Source organism: Flavobacterium sp. TC780 (genome assembly GCF_056783245.1).
Genome location: NZ_JBXBAV010000135.1, coordinates 12,376 through 33,919, shown reverse-complemented (window position 1 = coordinate 33,919; position 21,544 = coordinate 12,376). Strand labels below are relative to the sequence as shown.

Here is a 21,544-nt window from a genome sequence, read left to right as displayed (position 1 = left end):
AAGGTTAATACATGCTTCTGTTGTTAGGGAGGCAGCACCTGACATTTCTGTATTTACATTTGCAGGCATAATATCATCTAACTGACGTAGACGTGCTAAACTTACATCCATAATAGTAACTTGAGCTCCTAAACCAGCAGCCATTTTTGCAGCTTGAGTACCTACGATTCCACCACCAAGTACTAATACTTTAGCAGGAGACACAGGAACTCCTCCTAAAAGAATTCCTCTTCCTTTTAATGGTTTCTCAAGGTATTTAGCTCCTTGTTAGATAACATACGTCCAGCAACTTCTGACATTGGAACTAATAAAGGTAAACTACGATCCGTTTTTTCAACAGTTTCATAAGCTAAACATACGGCTCCTTTTTCAATCATAGCATGTGTTAATGGTTCTGATGAAGCAAAGTGAAAATATGTAAATAATAATTGATCTTTTTTTGATTAAGTTATATTCAGAAGCAATAGGCTCTTTTACTTTAATAATCATTTCAGCAATAGCATATACCTCTTCAATGGTTGCTAGAACCTGAGCTCCAGCTGCTGTGTACTCCTCATCGCTAAATCCACTTCCTAAACCTGCAGTTGCTTGAACGTAAACAACATGCCCATGTTTTTTCATTTCAGAAACCCCAGCTGGTGTAACAGCTACACGGTTTTCGTTATTTTTGATTTCTTTTGGAACACCTATTATCATTTCTTAAGTTTTTTTGTTTTTGTTAATTTTGTTTTACAAAGCTACATATAGAGAATATATTATTGATATTATGATTATAATTAAGAAAATATTGTTTTTATTTAATATTTTTACAAAAAAATATTCTTTTTAAGGAGCATTTTACGAGCTGCTGTAAAAAGAAAAAATGACTGATTATCAATAATTATTTGAAACCCTTTTTACTATGCTTTTAGACGAAACTGACAAAAAAATCCTACGCCTTCTACAAGAAGATGCGCGCCATACTTTAAAGGATATAGCAAATAAAATAAATTTGTCTCTTACGCCTGTCCATGATCCTTGAGTTAAACGTCTTGAGAGAGAGGGTGTTATTGAAAAATATGTATCTATTTTAATGTGTTGTAAAAAATAGGGAATAATCTTACTGTTTACTGCAGGTTACACTTACAAAACAAACATATGATACTTCGGAAGGATTTAATCAATCTATTTTGAGTTTGCCAGAAGTTGTAGAATGTAATTATGTTTCAGGAAATTTTGATTATATGCTTAAAATTATCATTCCTAATATGGAATCTTATCATCATTTTCATCAAAAAAAATTATCGATTTTACCTGAAGTTTCTTTAATCAATACGGTTTTTGTGATATCTGGAGTAAAAGTTCAACAGTTTTACCAATAATATAATGACTATTGTTTAGCTAAGTTATTGTAATAAAAAAAATGAACCATATAAATGGTTAAGTTTTATGCAGATCGGTATACTTAGCTTACTTAAATCCATTAATTAATCAGTTAGAAGGGTTATCTAAAAAACAAAAAACCATCAAGAAATTTTGATGGTTTTGAAAATGTTGGTTTTGGTTGTTTGTATGCTAGTAATAGGTAAAACGTCTTACTTTAGCAATATATTTAGCTAATCGAATTACTTGGTGGCTATAGCCAAATTCATTGTCGTACCATATATATATAATATAATGCTTTTTCCGTCTTTTGGAAACTATTGTCTACGTTGTTGCGTAGATAGAAGGTGCCGAAGTACCAATTATATAGAAGAAACCAACTCTGTATTCAAAGAATATTTTATTTGCTCTACAAGTTCTCCTTCAAGCGCATATTTTTTCATTATTTTATTGATTCCAGCAATCGAAGATTGCTTTTTTTACATCAAGGTTCAATACAACCAGGGATCCATTAGGAACAGGAACGCGAATTGCATTGGATGTTAATTTTCCTTCAAGTGATGGGAGTGCTTTTGCAACAGCACCTCCAGCGCCTGCTTCAGTATAACCATGTTAAAGCAGCAGCTCTTCCTCGGCGGTATTTTTTGTGCATATTATCAACTAAATCTGGTCATTCGTATAAGCATGAATAGTTTCTAGATGGCCTTTTACAACTCCAAGTGTATCTTCTATTGCTTTTAGAATAGGAGTTATAGCATTTGTGGTGCATGATGCAGCCGAAAAAATATCATTCTCATCTGGGTTATATTCGTTATGATTTACACCATGAACAATATTTGGAACTCCTTTTCCAGGTGCAGTAACGTAAAACTTTGTCAACACCTTTAGAAACTAAATGTCTGCTTAAAGCCTCTTGTGTAGTAAAAGCGCCATGTATTATCGATTACCAAGGCATTATTGATACCGTATAGAGTATAGTCTATTTCTTCTGGAGAATTTGCTGAAATAACATGTACTGTAGTTCCGTTAATTAATAGGGCATTATTCTTAGGGTCAGCAACTACAGATCCTTGAAAGTCCCCGTGAATAAGTCATATCTTAATAAAGAAGCTCTTTTTTCAAGATTTGCAAGTTCACTTTTGTCACGAATAACAATAGCTCTTAATCGCAATTGATTTCCCTTTCCAGTTTTCGACATTAATTCTCTGGCTAATAAACGGCCAATTCTTCCAAAACCATATAGCACAACATCTTTTGGCTGAATCTCCTCGGTTGATTTAGCTTCCTTAAGTTTCTCTATTACAAAATGGCGGGCATCTGGGTATTTTTCGTCCTCCAAACGGTATTCATAAGTTAACTTACCAATATCTATTTTGGCAGGGGGCAATTTTAGAGATAAGACAACTCTTGCAATTTCAACAGAGTCAAAAATAGTAATAGGTTTACCTACAAATTCTCCTGCATATTGATGCAAGTTAATGATGTCGCTTACATTTTTGTCCAGTAATTGATTTTTAAATAAAACCATTTCGATGGATTTGTCATACCATAAATCGCTTATGATTTTAATCAATTCTACTCCGGCTTTTGGTCTGTCGACTTGAAATGATACTTCTTTTTGGTACAATGATTTTTTGCTCATAGTTGAAAATTTCTAAAAATAAAACAGCTTGTTTTTTTAAATTTGGCGCAAAAGTACCCATTTCAATCGATTTCGTAAACTATTTTGTGATTTATTTTAGAAACTTATATAGAAATATTTTCTTCCGATAAAATAAAAATTTGATCCTCTAAGAATAAAAACTTAAATCATATATCGGAAGAAAATAAAAAAACCATCTTGTAAAATTAAGATGGCTTTAGTTTTGGGGAATAAAAAATTAAATGATAACTCGGATTACTTCTCCGTATTTATTAATCATTTCAATTCGTATGCTTTGATTTTCGTCTTTTTGATTTAAAAGTCTTGAAACTGTTTCAATGTCTGTCGCTTTTATATTGTCTATGCTTAATATAATGTTCCTTTTAATTCATCGTTGTATTGTTTAAGATTTTCGTTTGTAAGTGCTTTTATTTTTACACCATAGTTTATGCCAAACTTCTTTTTTGTCAATACCATCGATATTTTCTAATTCGATTCCTTTAAATTCAGTACTAAAAAGTTCATTCTTATTTAAAGTAACAGGGGCTACTTTGGTTTTTCCGTCGCGTATATAAGTTACCTGAACTACGTCATTAGGTCTTTTGGTATTAATATATCCAGAAAAATAGACGTAAGTATCGGCAATGTTTTGATTATCTAGTTTTCAATGACATCTCCTTTTTGAAGACCAAATTTTGTGCCCCAGACTTTTTAGTTACTTTATTGATATAAAAGCCTTGAGTTTGTGATATACCTAGCCTAATTCTTTGGCAAGACAGAATTATTAAGTTCACCTCCTTCAACACCTAATATGGCTCTTTGAACATTACCAAACTCCATTATATCTTGGATGATTTTTCTTAGCAATATTAGATGGAACAGCAAATGAATATCCACATAAGAACCTGTTGTAGATGAAATCATGGTATTGATACCAATTAATTCTCCTCTTGTATTTACTAATGCACCACCACTATTACCTGGGTTTACAGCGGCATCTGTCTGGATAAAAGATTGAATTCCGTTTGTATTAGATTTTCGCTTTCGCCGAAACAATTCCAGCAGTTACTGTAGAAGTCAGATTATATGGATTTCCAACTGCCAAAACCCATTCGCCAACTTTTACTGAATCCGAATTTGCAAAAACGGTGTAAGGTAATTTTTCGTCGGCATTAATTTTTAATAAAGCAATATCCATTTTAGAATCTGTTCCAATAAGTTTTGCGGTATACGATTTTTTATTGTTTAAAGTAATTTCAATTTCAGTAGCATTTTTTATAACGTGATTGTTGGTTACGATATATCCGTCAGCAGAAATAATTACACCAGAGCCAGTACCAACTTGCTCCTGTGTTTGTTGCCCCCCATAACCGTAAAAAAATTCTAACATTGGGTTAGTAATAGTTCTGCGAGATACATTTTTTACGTGTACCACTGTATGGATAGTTTTATCTGCCGCTGCAGTAAAATCTACAGTTTCGGCAGCTAATCCTACTTCTTTGGAGTATGAATTAGGAGCTACAGTTACTATTGGGTTTTTTTCTCCAAAAAAGGAACCGTTATTATCGAATAATAACTTGTATGCACCAAGAGTAGTAGCGCCGCTTAACAGGGATACTAAAAATAAGGTTGAAAATCGTTTCATAGTTGATTAGTGTTTAAGTTATCTATTATAAAATTATATCAAAAAAAAACTGAAGTAAAGTGGTTTAACTCTCTTTAACAATGATTAACATTTCATTAATAGTTTGTACTTTTGTAGTTAATAATTCAAGAATAATGCAAGTAGAATTTTATAAATATCAGGGGACTGGAAATGATTTTGTAATGATTGATAATCGTTCAGGTTTTTTCCCTAAGAAAGATACAAAATTAATTGAACGGTTGTGTGACAGAAGATTCGGAATAGGTGCAGATGGACTTATTTTATTAGAAAACGATTCTGAAACCGATTTTCGAATGGTGTATTATAATGCCGATGGAAACCAAAGTTCGATGTGTGGTAATGGTGGTCGATGTTTGGTTGCATTTGCTAAAAAATTGGATGTGATCGAAAACGAAACTACTTTTATAGCGACAGACGGTTTGCATCATGCAACAATAGCACCAGACTCTATTGTTTCTTTGCAAATGATAGATGTTGATGATGTAAATAAATTTGAAGATCATACATTCTTAGATACAGGTTCTCCACACCATGTACAATTAGTAGATGACTTAGAACATTATAATGTGAAAGAAAATGGTGCAGCGATACGTTATGGCCATTTATATGGTAAACCAGGAAGCAATGTCAATTTTGTAAAGAAAATAGATGACAAGACGTTTTCATTACGTACTTACGAAAGAGGGGTAGAAGATGAAACACTTGCATGTGGAACCGGAGCTACAGCAGTTGCAATAGCCATGAATGCGATTGGAGAAACAAACGAAACAGACATCAACTTAAATGTTGAAGGAGGTAAACTAGTGGTTTCTTTTGAAAAAATGGGAGAGCATTTTAAAAACGTTTTTCTTAAAGGACCAGCTGAATTTGTATTTAAAGGAACAATCGAAATTTAGATAATAGTTTCTAAATTATTAGCTGAGGAAAGTCTAAGGCTAACTAAAAGTATCAAATGATAACATTAAAAGGAGAGACCATTTATATACGAGCATTAGAACCTAATGATTTGGAGTTTATTTATGCAGTCGAAAACGATCTTAGAATTTGGGAAGTAAGTAATACTCAAACACCATATAGCCGATTCTTGATAAAACAATATCTAGAAAACGCACATCAGGATATTTACGAAGCTAAACAATTGCGACTTGCTATTTGTCAGGATCAGGATTTTCCTGCCATTGGTTTAGTTGATTTATTTGATTTTGATCCTAAGAATAATAGGGCTGGTATTGGAATCGTAATTCAAGACAATGAAAAAAGGAACCAAAACATTGGTTCAGAGGCTTTAGAACTATTAATTAAGTATTCTTTTTATCATCTTAATTTGCATCAATTATATGCAAATATTGGTGTTAAAAACGAAGCAAGTAATGCACTTTTTACTAAATTTGGCTTTGAAAAAATTGGAACAAAAAAAGATTGGCTTTTAGTGAATGGAGTTTACCAAGATGAAGCAATGTTTCAATTAATCAATAATAAGTTTTAAATATTTAGTTTTTAGAATAGTTGTAATTTTATAAATACTAGCAAGTAATGCAACCCCATATGAATATAAAGAAAATTATAACGATAAGTGCCGTTATTGTAATTTCGGTTTTAATGGTTTATGGATTCATTTTGATAAACCAAATTTTTAGTGCTAATACTAAATTTTCTGAGAAAGAAGTTTATGTATACGTGCCTACGGGATCTGATTATGAAGATGTCAAAAAAATATTAGAGCCCTATATAAAAGATTTAAATAATTTTGAGATGGTTGCCAATAAAAGAAGCTATCCTGAAAATGTAAAACCAGGACGTTTTTTATTGACCAAGGATATGAATAATATGGATTTGGTAAGAGCAATGCGATCTAATGTTCCAGTTAAATTAGCTTTTAATAATCAGGAGCGTTTGGAGAATTTTGCAGGACGAATCGGCTCTCAAATTGAAGCAGATAGCTTGTCTTTGTTAACTGCTTTTAAAGATCCTGAATTTTTGAAAGAAAATGGTTTTAACGAAGAAAATGTATTTGCAATGTTTATTCCGAATACTTATGAGGTTTATTGGAATACTTCGGCGTTAAAGTTTCGTGATAAGATGATTAAAGAATATCATAATTTCTGGACTGATGAAAGAATTGCAAAGGCCAAAGCACAGGGGTTAAGTCCTGTTGAAGCTACAATTTTAGCTTCAATTGTGCATAAAGAATCTGTAAAAAAGGATGAGAGACCGAGAATTGCGGGGGTTTACCTAAACAGATTACGTTTAGAAATGCCTTTACAAGCAGATCCAACAGTTATTTATGCAATCAAAAAGAAAACAAATGATTTTGATCAGGTAATAAAAAGAGTTTTTTATAAAGACTTAACAATGTCTTCTCCTTATAATACTTATATGAATACGGGACTTCCTCCTTGGACCAATTGCAATGCCAGATATCACAGCATTAGAAGCAGTTTTGAATCCTGAGAAAAATGATTATATCTATTTTTGTGCAAGTATAGATCGTTTTGGATACCACGAATTTGCATCTACTTTAGCGCAGCATAATGTAAATGCAAAAAAATATTCAGACTGGATTAATAGTCAAGGAGTGGTAAGATAGTTTTGTTTGTGAAAATTGCAGTTTTGTCTAAATAAGAATTTTAGATATAATTTGAAAAATATAAAAGATGCCGAAGTGATTGATATCACTTTGGCATTATTTTTTTAGTCGATTTTGGGAATTATAATTTAGATCCCGAGTGGTCTAAAATTACTAAAATATAAGGAGCTTGTTCTTTGGGAAAGTAATGCCTCTTTTTTTATTTAAAATGCAGAAAAAACAATGCTAATTTGATGAATTGAAACTCAAAAAAGGCTAGCAGGTTCTACCTATGTCTCGACGCTTTTCTTACAAAAAACGAATAGGAATTGGTTTTTTTGAAAACGTTTTCATTGGCTTTTAGCGCTATTATGAATTGAAATTATCTTTCGGAATACTCTTCTAACTAGGAGGTTAGGGGTGTTTTTAGAAAAGTTTAACTAGTTGATTTATAGCTTTATAAATTTTGTTGTATCTTTGCAGGCAGAAATTTTTGAATGGGACAGCGTTCAAAAGAAAAACAATCTATGATAAAGAAATGGTATTTTTACACAACGTTAACAGTTATTATTGCATTTTTAAGCACGGGTTTTAAGCCCTTTAATTTAGACGCCAAACCTTGGTTTCTTACAGAAAATACAGATGGGACTGACTACTTACTACCATCTAAAGAAAAGAAAGATTATCCTGTTGTAGACAGTATTCCTTTCACCGGAAACCACCTAATCGGTTTCAAAGAAGCAATCGCTTTAAGAGAATCTCAAGGCAAATACAGAAAAGTAAACACACTTGGCTATATGGGAAAATATCAATTCGGAACCCAGGCCTTACGTGCAATTGGAGTTCGAAATGATGAAGCATTCCTAAAAAATCCTGCGTTACAAGAAAAAGCATTTATTGCTTTATTATCTAAAAACAAATGGATATTAAGAAAAGAAATCGAGAAATATGAAGGAAAGCTGATTAGTGGAATTTATATCACGGAATCAGGAATATTAGCAGCGGCTCATTTAGGAGGTGCTGGTTCTGTTAAAAACTTTTTTAAGCACAACGGACAAAAATATTTCAGAGATGCTTATGGAACGTCAATAAGAAGTTATATGAAAGCTTTTGGAGGATATAATGTATCTTCTATCGAAGCAGATAATGATGCTACAGTGCACTCAATATAATTCATCAGAATTAAGGATATAAAAAAACCTGCAATCACTTGCAGGTTTTTTGCTTTTTAATCAATTAGGATTTCTAAAATTGTAATTGCCGCTTCGCTTATTTTTGTACCAGGTCCAAAAACAGCAACTGCCCCTGCATCAAATAAATATTGATAATCTTGTGCAGGTATTACACCTCCTACAATTACCATAATATCTTCACGTCCATGTTTTTTAAGTTCTTCAATTACTTGTGGAACAAGGGTTTTATGTCCTGCAGCAAGTGAAGAAACACCTAGAATATGAACGTCATTTTCTACAGCTTGTTTAGCTGCTTCAGCAGGAGTTTGAAAAAGTGGACCAATGTCTACATCAAAACCTACATCAGCATAACCAGTGGCTACTACTTTTGCGCCTCTGTCATGACCATCTTGCCCCATTTTGGCAATCATAATTCTTGGACGGCGACCTTCTTGTTTGGCAAAGGTGTCGGCCAATTGTTTTGCTTTCTCAAAGCTTTTGTCGTCTTTTATCGCTGCACTATACACGCCACTAAAGGATTTAATTTGTGCTTTGTATCTTCCAAAAACAGTTTCTAATGCATCGCTAATTTCGCCTAATGTGGCACGATTTCTTGCTGCATCAACAGCTATTTCTAGTAAATTTCCGTCGCCAGTTTTTGCACAATGGATTAATTTTTCGAGTATTGCTTTTACTTTTTCAGGGTTTCTTGTAGCTTTAATATGTTCGAGTTGGGCAACTTGTTGCTTTCGAACCATTTGGTTATCGACATCAAGAATCTGTAAAGGATCTTCTTTTTCTAATCGGTATTTGTTAACACCTACAATTATATCTTGTCCGCTGTCTATTCGGGCTTGTTTTCTTGCCGCAGCTTCTTCTATTCGTAATTTAGGAATACCTGCTTCGATAGCTTTAGTCATTCCGCCTAGTTCTTCTACTTCTTCAATAAGTTTCCATGCATTGGCTACTATTTCATTTGTTAAGCTTTCAACATAGTAACTACCTGCCCACGGATCAACAGTTTTGGTTATTTTGGTTTCTTCCTGTAAGTAGATTTGTGTATTACGAGCAATTCTTGCCGAAAAATCTGTTGGTAATGCAATCGCTTCATCTAGTGCATTTGTATGTAATGATTGTGTACCGCCAAAAGCTGCCGCAGTAGCTTCAATACAAGTACGTGCCACATTATTGAATGGATCTTGCTCTGTTAAACTCCATCCGCTAGTTTGGCAGTGTGTTCTTAATGCAAGAGATTTATCGCTTTTAGGATTAAATTGTTGAACCAGTTTGGCCCAAATCATTCTTCCTGCACGCATTTTTGCAATTTCCATAAAGTGATTCATTCCGATCGCCCAGAAAAAAGACAATCGGGGAGCAAACTCATCTATAGACATTCCTGTTGCCAGCCCAGTTCGAATATATTCTAATCCGTCAGCAAGAGTATAGGCTAATTCAATGTCGGCTGTAGCTCCTGCTTCCTGCATATGATATCCTGAAATTGAAATCGAATTGAATTTCGGCATTTTTTTGCTTGTAAATTCAAATATATCAGCAATAATCTTCATTGAAGGAGTTGGTGGGTAAATATAAGTGTTACGCACCATAAATTCCTTTAAGATGTCATTTTGTATTGTTCCTGAAAGTTTTACTGGAGGAACACCTTGCTCTTCGGCAGCCACAATATAAAAAGCCATAATTGGTAAAACGGCGCCATTCATTGTCATGGAAACTGACATTTCTTCAAGTGGAATTTGATCGAATAAGACTTTCATATCTTCGACTGTGTCGATAGCTACTCCAGCTTTACCCACGTCACCAACAACACGTTCATGATCTGAGTCGTAGCCACGATGTGTAGGTAAGTCAAAAGCAATTGAAAGGCCTTTTTGACCTGCAGCCAGATTACGTCTGTAAAATGCATTACTTTCTTCTGCAGTCGAAAAACCTGCATATTGTCTAATTGTCCAAGGCCGTCTAACATACATAGTTGCATAAGGGCCTCTTAAATTTGGAGCAAATCCAGCTCCAAAACCAATATGTTCTATATTTTCAAGATCTTGTTCAGTATAAGTTGCTTTTAAATCTATGCCCTCGGCAGTTTCAAAGTTTTTAGTTGCTTGTTGGTTCTTAGAGACAACGTCTAACTTCTCACTTTTGACATCTAGCTTGATATGGTTGAGGTCTTTTCGTATCATTGAAACACTTTTTGTATGGGTTGTTACTTTAAAATTGAATTATTCAAGAGCTAAACGTTCCTGTTCTAATTTTTCGGACAACCGTTTTTCTATTATAGGTGTAATTAATGTCTTTCTAGGTTTTATTTTTACAAAAGGAAAGAGTTCTAGATCATGTTTCATTTTGTCGTCTTTGTTCGGGTATTTATTTGTTCCGAGCAATATTTCTTTCTTTGTATCAAATAATTCTTGTTCCTTATCGGCGCTTTCCTGAATTCTTCTTTTGATGGTTCCTTCATTTAAAAGCTTTAAGAAGCCACCATTTGCTTCAATGTCTTTAAATAAAGTTAGTGCTTTTTCAGCAAGTTGTTTTGTAAGACTTTCAATATAATAGCTTCCGTCAGCAGGATTATTGACTTTGTCGAAATAGCTTTCGTTTTTAAGAATCAATAATTGATTGCGTGCAATTCGATCTCCAAATTCATTGTCTTTGTGATATAAAGCATCGTATGGTAAATTAGCAATAGCATCAGCACCACCAATTATTGCCGACATACATTCGGTTGTGGTGCGTAACATGTTTACATTGTAATCATACAAGGTTTTATTTCGTTTTGTTGGAGAGACCAATAAATGACATTGCAGATTTGGATTGTATTCGGCTGCGATTAAATTAAAAAGTAATCGTAAAGCACGAAGTTTGGCTATTTCAAAAAAGTAATTTGTTCCTACTGCTATTTGTAATATTATAGTTCCGTTTATAGAAGGAATTCGGTTAAAATATTCGTTAGCATGCGCTACAGTATATGCAATTTGCTGAACCATATTGGCACCAGCATTTTGATATAAACCTGCATTAATACTGATTAGTGAAGTGTTTGAAAATTCCTTTGAAAGGATTTCAAGTGTTTCGAAATTGTTTTTTTCTTTGGTTGTAAATGAAAACCAATTTCCATCTTTTGCTAATTGTCCAATTGGATCAATACTATAATAAAAAACAGCATTTTTCTGTTTCGATATTGCATTTAATCTTTTAACGAAATCGATTGAGATAAAATTCAAATTAAAGTAAACGTTTCTATTTTTCAGATCTAAATTTTGGAATAATTTGTCAATGTCAATAGTATCGTCTTCAATTGTAAAACGTAAACTTTCAGCTCCTCTTTTTAGTGAATCTGAAGCCCTTTCAACTGATTTTGAAACGTCATGAACAAAAATGTTCTGGCATATTTTAAAATCAGTTGCTTTGGTTGTTACTTCAACAGGCTTTATATCTTCATCATTATGATAAAATGGTTTAACCTGAATGTCTTCTGGCGAATTCCAAATCAAGGTTTCGTTATAATCTGCACCATCCAATTCAAATTGGATTTGTTGTTTCCATTGTTTGGATGATACTGGATTAAAATTATCGAAAAGGGGAGTAGCCATTTTTATCTTTTTATAATTTTTATTTTATTTTTTTTTGATAGTGTCACCTTCAAATTCTATGATGTAAATATCTTCACTATCTTTTTTCATAAAGTACTTTTCCCGTGCATATTTCTCAATTTGCTCTGGATTTTTGAGTTCTTTAATTTGTTCCTGATCTTTTTTTATTTCTTCCTGATAATAGGTTTTGTTGTCTTGTAACTCATTTATTTGATTATCGAGAAAACGATGGTCAAAATAGGAGTAATTATCTAGAAAAACCATCCAGATTATAAAAAATAACAATACCCAAACATACTTGTTACTTAGGAATTTAAACCAGGATTTGTCTTTATATGGATTAGTCATTTTTTATTTTTTAGCCCCGGTAGAACCGATATCCTTTGTGAGGAACGAACAAAGATAAAGGTGAAAATGGGATTAGCTCCTAATTATTAATGCAATAAATTTACAATAAAATTATAGAATACGTTGAGTAATTACTGCACGAACTACATCTATTGCTACTGTGTTGTATTTATCGTTTGGTATTATGATGTCTGCAAAAGCTTTGGTAGGTTCTATAAATTGTTCATGCATAGGTTTTAAGGTGTTTTGGTAACGTGTTAAAACTTCATCTAAGTCACGGCCACGTTCTGCAATATCACGTTTTAAACGTCTGATAAGTCTTTCGTCTGAATCGGCATGAACATATACTTTAATATCAAAAAGCTCTCTAAGTTCTGGGTTTGTAAGGATTAAAATCCCTTCCACAATCATTACTTTTCTAGGATGTGTGCTAATTGTATCGTCAGTTCTATTATGAGTAATAAAAGAATAAACAGGCTGATCGATTGTTTTTCCTTCTTTAAGGTCTTTTAAATGGCTAACTAATAAATCAAAATCTATCGCACGTGGATGATCAAAATTAATTAGAGCTCTTTCATCAAAAGATAGATTTTTATTTTCTTTGTAATACGAATCCTGAGAGATTACGCCCACTTCAGCATGAGGTAATTCATTCATGATTTGATGTACTACGGTTGTTTTCCCGCTTCCTGTTCCGCCTGCAATTCCAATAATGAGCATAAAAATGTTGTTATAATTTGAAGCGGCAAAAATAATAATTAATACGGATTTGTCATTAGATAAATTTTTTAAAATTGTATATAGTTTTTATCTTGTTTTTTGATGGATTTTATAAAAATAAAAGGCTTCAATTACACTGTAATTGAAGCCTTTTGTGCAATCAGTGATTTGTTTAAATACCTGACTTTAGTAAGCACTTATTATTTATTTTTCTTTGCCTTTATCATCATTTCAAGCTGATCCCAAAGTTCTTCAGGAATTGCTTCTAATAAATTAAATTGTCCAGCACCTTTTAACCATTCGCCACCATCAATAACAATTACTTCACCATTTACATAGGCTGAGAAATCAGAAACTAAATAAGCTGCTAAATTGGCTAATTCTTGGTGATCTCCCACACGCTTCAATGGCACTTTCTTTGACATGTCAAATTTTTCTGCCAGATCTCCAGGAAGTAATCTGTCCCAAGCTCCTTTTGTTGGGAATGGACCTGGAGCAATTGCATTAGTGCGTATTCCGTATTTTGCCCACTCAACGGCAAGACTTCTTGTCATGGCAAGAACACCTGCTTTTGCAGTTGCACTTGGTACTACATAAGCTGAACCTGTCCAAGCATAAGTAGTTACAATATTTAAAACTGTAGCGGCTGTCTGTTTAGTGTCAATCCAGTGTTTTCCAAAAGCAAGGGTACAGTTTTTAGAACCTTTTAAAACAATATCGATAACAGTGTCAAAAGCATTAGCAGATAATCTTTCGGTTGGTGAAATAAAATTTCCTGCTGCATTGTTTAGTAAAACATCTACTTTGCCAAAAGCTTTTAAAACTTCTTGTAGCATGTTTTCTACTTCTTCATAATGACGAACATCGCATTGCAATGGCAAGCAAGTACCACCAGTTTGAGTTTCAAGTTCAGTTGCCGTATTTTTTAGTTTTTCTAAATCTCTCGACGTGATAGCAACTTTTGCACCTAATTCTAAAAAGTATTTGGTCATCGCTTTTCCTAGGCCACTTCCTCCACCGGTTACCACTATTACTTTGCCTTGTAAGGCATCGTCTCTTAGCATTTTATCTGTATAACTCATGTTTTTTTAAGTTTAAAAGGTAAATATATGAATTTAATAGTATGCATGCATAATATATATGTTAATTTTAGTTTTGGCTAAATGTTGCATAATCTTTTGGCAGCTGCTTCTAGTGTAGTATTGTCTTTAGCAAAACAAAAACGGATTAGTTTTAAATCTTTTGCATTGGCGTAGAAAGTCGAAATAGGTATTGCTGCTACTCCGTATTCGGTAACTAGCTTTTTGCAAAATGTGATATCATCTTCGTCTGAAATTGATTTATAGGATGCAACCTGAAAATAAGTTCCTTCGCAAGGTTTTAATTCGAATCGGCTTTTTTCTAGTAGTTTTTTAAAGTAATCTCTTTTCTCTTGATAGAACTTGCCAAGTTTAGTTACATCAACAACATCTAGATATTCGCTTATGGCTACTTGAGAAATGCTGTTTACGCTAAAGACTAGAAATTGATGTACTTTTTTAATCTCTATCATTAAGTGTTCTGGTGCTACGACATATCCAATTTTCCATCCTGTAATATGAAATGATTTTCCAAAAGAAGAAATCATGATACAACGATTAAGAAGTTCTTGGCGGGTATGTGCCGAGATGTGTTTTTCTTCAAAAGTGATGTATTCATATACTTCGTCAGATAAGACTAATAGATCTGGGTATTTTTCGAGGATTTTTTCTAATCTTATAAAGTCCGCTTCTGCTAAAATTTTCCCTGTTGGGTTATGCGGATTATTGATGATTATCATTCGGGTTTTTGCCGAGCATGCTTTTTCTATAATTTCCCAATTTGGGGTATAATCATCGTTTAAAGGAACTCAAACGGAATGGGCATTGCATAATAAGACAGGAGCTTCATAGCAATCATAACTCGGATCAATTATTACTTCGTCGTTTGCTTTAATTAATGCCTGTATGGTGGTAAAGATACCTTGAGTCGCTCCAGCGGTTATTAAAATTTCGGTTTCTGGTTGAGCTATGCGCTTATAAGAGTCTAGGATGAGTTTGGCTATTTTGGTTAATAGCGGTGGATAACCAGACATGGGTGTGTATTGATGTACGTTTTCGGTTGCGAGCCGTGCTACAATACTAGTTAGCCGTTCGTCAACTGGAAAGTTCGGAAAACCTTGCGATAAATTAATAGCATCGTATTCGTTTGCCATCTTTGACATAACGGTAAAAATACTTGTGCCAATTTGTGGAAGTTTACTCATAAAAATCTATAATTACTTTTATAAAGATAGCTTTTTTATGATAATTTAAAATTCTTTTTCTGAAACGAATATTTTTCTAAAAAGAGAATCTATAGTTTATTAGTTAACGGTTATAGGAAGAGAATAAAGAACTCTAACTTGCTTGTTGTTTTGTATTCCTGGAGTCCATTTAGGAGATGTTTTTAAAACGCGAATAGCTTCAGCACCGGTTCCATAGCCAATATCTCTTAAAATTTTGATGTCGCTTAATGAACCATCTTTTTCAATTATAAACGTGATATATATTTTGCCTTTTAGATTATCTGTAGGGTTTTTATAATTTCGTTTTATAAAACTATCAAAACCGATTAAGCCTCCGGGAAATTCGGGTTTTACTTCTATGCCAGCTGTGTTATAAATTTGATAATCATTGTTAGGAATAGTTCCTTGTGGAGGAGTTGTATTAATAGGTTCGTCTATGGTAAGAATGTCATCTTTTTTTGTGGTTTGAGAAAATGTATTTTGTACAGAGCAAATTAAAATCAGGATTAAAAACTTCTTCATGGATGATTCTTTTACGCTTTGATTACATTTTATGGATAATGAAAATCGTTGGGCGATTGTGTAAATCTACTTTTATTTTTTTCCAATCAGAAACACGCATTGTTTTAATGAATTCGGTTGGTAGAGTAATATCTGTTGCAATACAAAGATGTGTTGCAGGGTTTAGAATCTGCAAAATATCCTCGATTAATTTATTGTTTCTATATGGAGTTTCAATAAAAAGCTGCGATTGATTTTTATCCTGAGATAATTTTTCAAAATACTTTAATGCTGATTTTTTTTCGTCTTTATCAATAGGTAAGTAACCATTAAAGGTAAAGCTTTGTCCGTTCATTCCAGAAGCCATCATAGCTAATAGAATTGAAGAAGGGCCAACTAGTGGCACCACCTGAATTCCTTTTTCATGTGCTAGTTTTACAATTACAGCACCTGGATCGGCTACACCTGGGCAACCTGCTTCGCTCATTAGTCCCACATTTTTACCTTCTAATAAAGGTTTTATGAAGTCTAAATGTTCGCTGTTTTCGGTGCGTTTGTTTAGTGTGAAAAGGATAAGCTCGGATTGTTTTTTTTCGGGAGAAACGGCTTTGATTGATTTTCGTGCTGTTTTCTCATTTTCTACAATGTAATGGTCAATAAAATCAATGCTTCTCTTTATTGTTTGTGGTAAAACATCCATAGGGTCGCTTTCGCCTAAGGTTGTCGGAATCAAATAAAGTTTTCCTAATAAAGAAGTTGATTTCATGTGTTTGATTTTTAATTTATTAAGGATGAAGTTTGGTTATTGATGCTTGGCTATTAGTTTTTTAGCGATTGCTTCGGCAGCTTCATCTAGCATTTCGTACACAGTGTTGAAGCCATTTGGTAAGCCATAATAGGGATCGGGAACATCAACATTTTCTGCAGGAAATAATTCGTTCAGAATAAGTTGTACTTTATCTTTTTGCTCTTGCTTTTTTGTTAGCGCAATAACATCATTATAATTGGAGCTATCCATGACATAGATATAGTCGAAGATGTCAAAATCGGAAGTTTTAAATTGTCTTCCTTTTTGATTTGATATATTAAGGCCATTTTTTTTTGCTACAGCTATCGAGCGTTCATCTGGATTACGGCCAACATACCAAGAACCCGTTCCTGCTGAATCAACTACAAATAGATCTTTAGGTAGTTTTGAGGCTAATATGCCTTCGGCTAACGGTGATCTGCAAATATTACCCAAACAGACCATTAAAATTTTTACGGGCATGTTGCTTTATAGCGTTAATTTTTTATTGATGTCTTCAACAAATTTTTTGAATTGTTTATCTGTAGAGACTAGGTTGTCAACGGTTTTACAAGCGTGTAATACGGTTGCGTGATCGCGATCACCAATTTGTGAGCCAATGTTTGCTAAAGAGGCTTTGGTGAATTTCTTTGCAAAAAACATAGCTAATTGTCTTGCTTGAACAACGTGCCTCTTTCTGGTTTTAGATTGAAGTGTTTCGATGTCTAGTTGGAAATAATCAGATACAATTTTTTGAATATAATCAATAGAAATTTCTCTTTTTACATTTTTAACGAATTTTTCAACTACACTTTTTGCTAATTCAAGAGTTACTTCTTTTTTGTTGAAAGAAGATTGTGCAATCAATGAAATAATTGCTCCTTCTAGTTCACGTACATTTGATTTAATGTTACGTGCAACATATTCGATAATATCTTCGGGAATTTCAACTCCATCACGATATAGAATGTTTTTTAAGATAGAAATTCTTGTTTCGTAATCTGGCTGATGTAACTCGGCAGACAATCCCCATTTAAAACGAGATAATAAACGTTGTTCAATGTCTTGCATGTCTACAGGAGCTTTGTCAGAAGTCAAAATTACCTGTTTTCCGTTTTGATGTAAATAATTAAAAATATGGAAGAAAACGTCCTGAGTACCTGATTTTCCAGATAAAAACTGAACGTCATCAATAATTAAAACATCGATTAACTGGTAAAAGTGAATAAAATCATTACGATTATTCTTTTTTACCGAGTCGATATATTGTTGTGTGAAAATTTCGGCAGAAATATATAAAACCGTTTTTTCTGGATATTTGTCTTTTACCTCAACTCCAATTGCGTGAGCTAAGTGTGTTTTACCTAAACCAACTCCACCAAAAATCAATAAAGGATTAAATGATGTTCCTCCAGGTTTATTGGCAACAGCCATACCTGCAGAACGAGCTAAACGGTTTGAATCTCCTTCAAGGAAATTATCAAAGCTATAATTTGGATTTAATTGAGACTCGATTTTTAAATTACGTATTCCTGGAATTACAAAAGGATTTTTTAATTCTGGATTTAAGTTTTTAAAAGGAGCGTCAACATCTTGGGGTTTCATTGGTCCTCTATTGGCACTTGGCAGTTGTTCCGTAAACGGTTGTTTATTGCCATAAGTGTTTTCCATTTTAATTTTATAGAGTAACTTTGCATTTTTTCCCAGTTCTTTGGTAAGAGCTACTTTAAGTAATTTAACGTAGTGTTCTTCCAACCATTCATAGAAAAATTTACTTGGGACTTGAATATATAATGCGTTGTCGGTTAGTTCAACTGATTTGATTGGCTCAAACCAAGTTTTGTACGCCTGATCTTGAATGTTGTCTTTTATGAAAGACAAACAGTTTTCCCATACCGATTGTGCAGTTTTAGTCATAGATTCAATTAAATTTATGTGTATTGATAATATTTGTCTTATAAAAACGAGGTTGGATATTTGTCATTTTTCAAGATAACAAATATGTGAACAAATTTCGTTAAAAAAAAATATTTTGGATGGTAATTTTATAAAATAATGTTGTAAGGCAGGTTCTAAAAAGTAAATTTTTTTTAATAAATAAATAATGAAAAATCATCAAACTCAAGTGCGTGTTCGTTACTCAGAAACGGATCAAATGGGAGTCGTTTATCATGGGAATTATATTCCCTATTTTGAAATTGGCCGCGTCGAATGGCTTAGAAATAAAGGAGTTTCGTATAAAAGCATGGAAGAAAGCGGAATTGCTTTGCCGATCGTTTCTATGAATATTAATTATAAAAAATCAGCACGATATGATGAATTATTAACAGTGCATACAACATTTAAAAGTCAGACTTCTGTCAAGATAGAATTTGATTGCGCAATCTATAACGAATTAAATGAGTTATTAACAACTGCTGTCTTTATTTTGGTATTTGTGTCTCTAAAAACGGGTCGTCCAACGGCTCCTCCAAGCTATATTTTGGACCTTCTTAAAAACATCGATAATTGCTAAAATATGCCTTAAATGAAGACGGTTTTAGCAAGGTTTTATCTCTATTTCAAACATTGAATCAAAAATGTCGAATATCATTTCGGCATTTTTTTTGCGTATTTGAACCGTTATCTTGCCAATTGGCAGTCCAAGAACCTCGTTTATTTCCATTTCTTGGGACACAATTTCTAGTTTTTTTTCTTTAATTACCCGCATTACTTTATTCATGTTTTTGTAATCAAATGAAATTAAAAAGCGCACATCAATCGTTTTTTCGATAATTTCACAAACTTCTAATGCCATTTGTGCTGTTGTTCGGTACGCTGCGATTAAACCTCCAACACCTAATTTGATTCCTCCATATATACGTACAATAACAATAAGAATGTTTGTGACGCCAAAAGATTGTATTTGTCCATAAATAGGCATTCCTGCAGTATTGCTCGGTTCTCCATCGTCATTGGCTCTGTAGCTTACTGCAGGTTCAATTCCTAATTGATAGGCATAGCAATAATGTACTGCACTTGGATGTTGTTTTTTTAAAGTTTCGATAATGGGTTTAACTTCTTCTTCGGATGTTATTGGGTAAGCGTAGCCAAAAAATTTGCTGCTTTTTTCTTTATACAAGACTTCTTCCGAAGGGGAAGCTATTGTTTGGTAGTTGTCTTTGATTTTCAATATTGTTTTTTAAATTATTTTTTTGTCAAATAAATCTACGACATCTTCTTTTCCTACTTGTAGGTTCCATACCTGAAGACCTAGTTCGGCTGCGGCATTGGTATTTTCGATTTTGTCGTCAACAAACAACGTTCGTTTTGGGGATAGCTCGTGTTTGTTTATAATGTAGTTATAGGCTTCGTGATTTGGTTTTCTCATTCCGATTTCAAACGAAAAATAGACTTTCTCAAAACATTGGTAGAAATCACTGTAAAAAGAAACTCCAGTTTTATGTTCGAATGTTTTAATGTGAATTGAATCGGTATTGCTTAATAGGAATAGTCGATATTTTCCAGAAAGCATCTGAAGAAATTCTAATCGATATAAGGGGAAATCAAGTAGAATTGCGTTCCAAGCATTTCGAATGTCTTTTGTTGAAGCGTTTCGGGATTTCTTTTTGAAATCCGGCTATAAATTCTTCTGGTGTGATATTACCTGTTAAATTAATATTCAATTGATCTAAATTATTATTCCATTCAGATAGGCCAAGTTTTTTTAATCCATCAATTGTAGCTTGTTTGTCTAGGTTGATAAATATATCCCCAAAATCAAAAATGATAGTGTGAATCATGGTTTCTAACTTGTATTAATTCGTCTTTGCCAATGTATGTTGTTTCTGTTTTTTTACTAGCAACTTTAGGAGCTTTAGTGCCTTTTGTAAAGTAAGTATTTCCAACAAAAAAACGACCTTCATCCCAAAGATTGGTGTCAATAAAGGTTTGTAAAGTTTGCAGTCCGCCTTCAATAATAATAGATTGAATTTGATGCTTGTGTAAAACTGCAAGTATTTGCGGGATTATATTTTCTTTAAAATCAATTACTTCAAAGATAAGGTTTTCTTTTTTCAATGGCAATTTTGATTTTTGTAAATACGATAGTTTTAACATCGCTGCTAAAAATATGACTGTCTTGTGGAATGCGATTGTTCTGGTCTAAAATTACCCGAACAGGGTTGTTTCCTGCCCAATCGCGAGTGTTTAATTTTGGGTTGTCGTCGATAACGGTTTGTGTTCCTGCTAAAATGGCTTGTTCCTCACTTCGCCATTTGTGTACTAGCTGTCTGGAGTATCTGTTTGTAATCCAGATAGGTTCTCTTTTGAGATTGTATTGTTGTCTTTTTCTGGAGCTAAAAATCCATCTTTAGATGCTGCCCATTTTAAGATTATATATGGTCTTTTTTGTTGATGAAATGTAAAGAAACGCTTGTTTAGTTAGTTACATTCGTCTTCTAAACTTCCAATAACAACTTTTTTTCCAGCTTCAAGGAGTTTTTTAATTCCTTTACCTGCAACTTTTTCGTTTGGATCAACCGTTCCAACAACCACATTTGGAATCTCATGTGTGATAATTAAATCGCAGCAAGGAGGTGTTTTTCCAAAATGGCTACAAGGTTCTAGGCTTACGTAAATAGTTGCTTTTTTTAGTAACGATTTATCTTTTACAGAATTTATAGCGTTTACTTCGGCATGAGGTTCACCAGCTTTTTTGTGCCACCCTTCTCCAATAATCGTATCATTATAAACAATTACACTACCAACCATAGGGTTTGGATAGGTAGTTCCTAAGCCGTTTTTGGCAAGTTGAATGCAGCGTTTTATGTATTTTTCATGTATATTCACAATGCAAAAGTAGTTATTTTTGAGTTTATGATTTAATTTT

At 33.2% G+C, this 21,544-nt stretch carries 16 protein-coding genes and 7 pseudogenes; 7 read left to right on the top strand and 16 right to left on the bottom strand.

Going from position 1 to position 21,544, the window contains the following annotated elements; translation table 11 throughout:
• A pseudogene (locus AC1RYN_RS14665) lies at window positions 1-696 on the bottom strand (alanine dehydrogenase); the annotation flags it as partial.
• A 205-nt stretch (window positions 697-901) separates the two neighbouring features.
• Between AC1RYN_RS14665 and AC1RYN_RS14660 the strand changes: the two are divergent.
• Together AC1RYN_RS14660 and AC1RYN_RS14655 are read left to right on the top strand one after the other, a co-directional pair.
• Window positions 902-1,021 carry an Lrp/AsnC family transcriptional regulator gene (locus tag AC1RYN_RS14660; RefSeq protein WP_481807543.1) on the top strand — a complete coding sequence of 40 codons (120 nt, stop codon included), beginning with the start codon at window positions 902-904 and terminating at the stop codon, window positions 1,019-1,021.
• Between the two features lie 148 nt (window positions 1,022-1,169).
• Entirely contained in the window at window positions 1,170-1,361 is a 192-nt protein-coding gene (locus tag AC1RYN_RS14655) for an Lrp/AsnC family transcriptional regulator (protein ID WP_481807542.1), read from the top strand.
• Between the two features lie 193 nt (window positions 1,362-1,554).
• Here AC1RYN_RS14655 and AC1RYN_RS14650 read toward each other — a convergent pair.
• A pseudogene (locus tag AC1RYN_RS14650) lies at window positions 1,555-3,004 on the bottom strand (glyceraldehyde-3-phosphate dehydrogenase).
• A gap of 238 nt (window positions 3,005-3,242) precedes the next feature.
• Window positions 3,243-4,649: pseudogene (locus tag AC1RYN_RS14645) on the bottom strand (S1C family serine protease).
• Window positions 4,650-4,783: 134 nt separating this feature from the next.
• On the opposite strand from AC1RYN_RS14645, the gene dapF reads away from it, so the two are divergent.
• The 4 genes and pseudogenes from dapF to AC1RYN_RS14625 all read left to right on the top strand — a co-directional run bounded on the left by dapF (window position 4,784) and on the right by AC1RYN_RS14625 (window position 8,408).
• A complete protein-coding gene (gene dapF / locus AC1RYN_RS14640; RefSeq protein ID WP_481807547.1) occupies window positions 4,784-5,566 on the top strand; it encodes a diaminopimelate epimerase in 783 nt (260 codons plus the stop codon).
• 56 nt (window positions 5,567-5,622) lie between these two features.
• Window positions 5,623-6,156, top strand: a complete 534-nt coding sequence (locus AC1RYN_RS14635; RefSeq protein WP_481807541.1) for a GNAT family N-acetyltransferase — start codon at window positions 5,623-5,625, stop codon at window positions 6,154-6,156.
• A gap of 59 nt (window positions 6,157-6,215) precedes the next feature.
• A pseudogene (mltG, locus tag AC1RYN_RS14630) lies at window positions 6,216-7,257 on the top strand (endolytic transglycosylase MltG).
• Window positions 7,258-7,763: 506 nt separating this feature from the next.
• Entirely contained in the window at window positions 7,764-8,408 is a 645-nt protein-coding gene (locus AC1RYN_RS14625; RefSeq protein ID WP_481807546.1) for a peptidoglycan-binding protein LysM, read from the top strand.
• Between the two features lie 56 nt (window positions 8,409-8,464).
• On the opposite strand, the gene scpA is transcribed toward AC1RYN_RS14625, so the two are convergent.
• The 10 genes and pseudogenes from scpA to dnaA all read right to left on the bottom strand — a co-directional run bounded on the left by scpA (window position 8,465) and on the right by dnaA (window position 18,591).
• Entirely contained in the window at window positions 8,465-10,603 is a 2,139-nt protein-coding gene (gene scpA, locus AC1RYN_RS14620) for a methylmalonyl-CoA mutase (protein ID WP_481807540.1), read from the bottom strand.
• A gap of 39 nt (window positions 10,604-10,642) precedes the next feature.
• A complete protein-coding gene (locus AC1RYN_RS14615; RefSeq protein WP_481807539.1) occupies window positions 10,643-12,013 on the bottom strand; it encodes a methylmalonyl-CoA mutase subunit beta in 1,371 nt (456 codons plus the stop codon).
• 24 nt (window positions 12,014-12,037) lie between these two features.
• Entirely contained in the window at window positions 12,038-12,361 is a 324-nt protein-coding gene (locus tag AC1RYN_RS14610) for an FtsB family cell division protein (RefSeq protein WP_481807538.1), read from the bottom strand.
• A gap of 111 nt (window positions 12,362-12,472) precedes the next feature.
• Window positions 12,473-13,081 carry a uridine kinase gene (gene udk, locus AC1RYN_RS14605; RefSeq protein ID WP_264285419.1) on the bottom strand — a complete coding sequence of 203 codons (609 nt, stop codon included), beginning with the start codon at window positions 13,079-13,081 and terminating at the stop codon, window positions 12,473-12,475.
• A gap of 200 nt (window positions 13,082-13,281) precedes the next feature.
• A complete protein-coding gene (locus tag AC1RYN_RS14600; RefSeq protein ID WP_481807537.1) occupies window positions 13,282-14,163 on the bottom strand; it encodes an SDR family oxidoreductase in 882 nt (293 codons plus the stop codon).
• 77 nt (window positions 14,164-14,240) lie between these two features.
• A pseudogene (locus AC1RYN_RS14595) lies at window positions 14,241-15,365 on the bottom strand (methionine aminotransferase).
• Window positions 15,366-15,464: 99 nt separating this feature from the next.
• The gene (locus tag AC1RYN_RS14590) at window positions 15,465-15,908 is read right to left on the bottom strand and encodes an energy transducer TonB (protein ID WP_481807536.1); all 444 of its coding nucleotides are present in this window, start codon (window positions 15,906-15,908) and stop codon (window positions 15,465-15,467) included.
• A gap of 22 nt (window positions 15,909-15,930) precedes the next feature.
• Complete coding sequence (locus AC1RYN_RS14585; RefSeq protein ID WP_481807535.1) at window positions 15,931-16,653, bottom strand: SAM-dependent methyltransferase; 723 nt, start codon at window positions 16,651-16,653, stop codon at window positions 15,931-15,933.
• Between the two features lie 36 nt (window positions 16,654-16,689).
• Entirely contained in the window at window positions 16,690-17,157 is a 468-nt protein-coding gene (locus tag AC1RYN_RS14580; protein ID WP_481807534.1) for a low molecular weight protein-tyrosine-phosphatase, read from the bottom strand.
• A 6-nt stretch (window positions 17,158-17,163) separates the two neighbouring features.
• Window positions 17,164-18,591, bottom strand: coding sequence for a chromosomal replication initiator protein DnaA (gene dnaA, locus AC1RYN_RS14575; RefSeq protein ID WP_264285413.1), 1,428 nt, complete (start codon window positions 18,589-18,591; stop codon window positions 17,164-17,166).
• 187 nt (window positions 18,592-18,778) lie between these two features.
• On the opposite strand from dnaA, the gene AC1RYN_RS14570 reads away from it, so the two are divergent.
• The gene (locus AC1RYN_RS14570; protein WP_481807533.1) at window positions 18,779-19,189 is read left to right on the top strand and encodes an acyl-CoA thioesterase; all 411 of its coding nucleotides are present in this window, start codon (window positions 18,779-18,781) and stop codon (window positions 19,187-19,189) included.
• A 24-nt stretch (window positions 19,190-19,213) separates the two neighbouring features.
• Here AC1RYN_RS14570 and AC1RYN_RS14565 read toward each other — a convergent pair whose 3' ends face one another.
• The 3 genes and pseudogenes from AC1RYN_RS14565 to ribD form a co-directional block, all read right to left on the bottom strand.
• Window positions 19,214-19,846, bottom strand: coding sequence for an IMPACT family protein (locus AC1RYN_RS14565; protein ID WP_481807532.1), 633 nt, complete (start codon window positions 19,844-19,846; stop codon window positions 19,214-19,216).
• Window positions 19,847-19,855: 9 nt separating this feature from the next.
• Window positions 19,856-20,456, bottom strand: a pseudogene (locus AC1RYN_RS14560) (HAD family hydrolase).
• Window positions 20,434-21,504: pseudogene (gene ribD / locus AC1RYN_RS14555) on the bottom strand (bifunctional diaminohydroxyphosphoribosylaminopyrimidine deaminase/5-amino-6-(5-phosphoribosylamino)uracil reductase RibD). The pseudogenes AC1RYN_RS14560 and ribD overlap by 23 nt, the downstream one beginning before the upstream one ends.
• Between the last annotated feature and the right edge of the window lie 40 nt (window positions 21,505-21,544).